This window comes from Spirillospora sp. NPDC049652, assembly GCF_040675125.1.
In the GTDB taxonomy this organism is placed as follows: Bacteria; Actinomycetota; Actinomycetes; order Streptosporangiales; family Streptosporangiaceae; genus Spirillospora.
Window position 1 is genome coordinate 1 of the sequence record NZ_JBFAOF010001309.1, and the last position, 1,609, is coordinate 1,609.

A 1,609-nucleotide genomic window follows, 5' to 3' on the forward strand; every position below is an offset into this window, starting at 1 on the left:
GCCCCCGCCGCCGTACTCCTCCGGCACGTTCACGCCGAGGTAGCCGAGCCGGCCGGCCTCGGCCCACAGCTCGTCGGTCTTCTCCCCTGCCTTGGCCTTGCGGACGTAGTAGTCCGGCCCGTACTTCGCGCCCAGCTCGGCGACCGCCTCGCGCAGCGCGCGGCGCTCCTCCGACTCGATGAAGCTCACGTGTGGGGGGTCCCTTCGGAGATCACAGCGAGGACCGATCCGGCCTCGACCTGCTGTCCTTGCGTCACGTTGAGGGCCGTCACGGTCCCGGCGGCGGGTGCGGCGATCCGGTGCTCCATCTTCATCGCCTCCAGGATCAGCAGCGTCTGCCCCTCCGCGACGTCCGCGCCCGGCGCGGTCTCGACGCGGACGACGGTGCCGGGCATCGGCGCGAGCAGCGAACCCGGCGCGACCAGGTCGCTCGGGTCGGCGAACCGCGGCTCGGGCGTCAGCGCCACCGGGCCGAGCGCGGAGTCGACGAAGACGCGGCCGCCCGCGGCGCGCACGTCGAACGTGTGCCGGACGCCCTCGACGTCCAGGACGACCCGTTCGGGCGCCATGTCGACCAGCGCCACTCCGTCCGCCGCGACCAGCCCGTCGCGCGCGAGCCGGTACTCGACCTCGATGCCGCCTTCGAACGTCTTGCGCTGCGGCCCGGACGGGACGTTCCGCCACCCGGACGGCAGCCCGCCGAGAACGCGGGCGTTCGCGCGGTTGGCGGCGGCGTCGGCGAGCGCGGCGGCCAGCGCGGACAGCCTCACGGCCCGCTCGTCCGCCAGCGGCAGCGCCAGCCCCGCCAGCCCGACCTCGTCCAGATAGCCCGTGTGGGTGTCCCCGGCGAGGAACGCCTTCTCCCCGAGCACCCGCACCAGCAGGTCCCGGTTCGTGGTGACCCCGTGCAGGCGCGCGGCGGCCAGCGCGCCGCGGAGCCTGCGCGCGGCGGCGGCCCGGGTCGGCGCGTACGCGATGACCTTCGCGAGCATCGGGTCGTAATGGACGCCGACCTCGCCGCCCGCCTCGTACCCGGCGTCCAGCCGCAGCCCGCCGCCCCCGGGGACGGCGAAGCGGGCGTCCACGTCCGGGACGTCGAAGGCGTGCAGGACGCCGCTGGCGGGCCGCCAGTCCAGCGCCGGGTCCTCGGCGTACAACCGGACCTCGATCGCGTGACCGGACGGCAACGGCGGCTCGTCCGGCAACCTCGCGCCCTCGGCGACCTCCAGCTGCAGCCGGACCAGGTCCAGCCCGTACACGCACTCGGTCACCGGGTGCTCGACCTGCAGCCGGGTGTTGACCTCCAGGAAGAAGAACCGGCCGTCGGGCGTGAGCATGAACTCGACCGTGCCCGCCCCGACGTACTCGATCGCCTTGGCCGCGTTCACCGCCGCCGCGCACAGCTCGGCGCGCAGCCCGGGCGTCACCGCGGGCGACGGCGCCTCCTCGACGATCTTCTGGTGGCGGCGCTGGATCGAGCACTCCCGCTCCCCCAGCGCCCAGACCGTCCCGTGCGCGTCCGCGAGGATCTGCACCTCGATGTGCCGGGCGCGTTCGAGCAGCGGCTCGCAGAACACCGTCGGGTCGCCGAACGCCGACGCCGCCTCGC

2 protein-coding genes are annotated in these 1,609 nt (G+C 74.9%); both read right to left on the reverse strand.

Going from position 1 to position 1,609, the window contains the following annotated elements; all coding sequences use genetic code 11:
* The coding region (locus AB0J52_RS39700; protein ID WP_500188294.1) for an acyl-CoA dehydrogenase family protein at nucleotides 1-189 on the reverse strand (189 nt) is incomplete at its 3' end.
* On the reverse strand, nucleotides 186-1,609 hold a 1,424-nt coding region (locus AB0J52_RS39705), incomplete at its 5' end, for an ATP-binding protein (protein WP_500188296.1). The genes AB0J52_RS39705 and AB0J52_RS39700, both read right to left, overlap by 4 nt.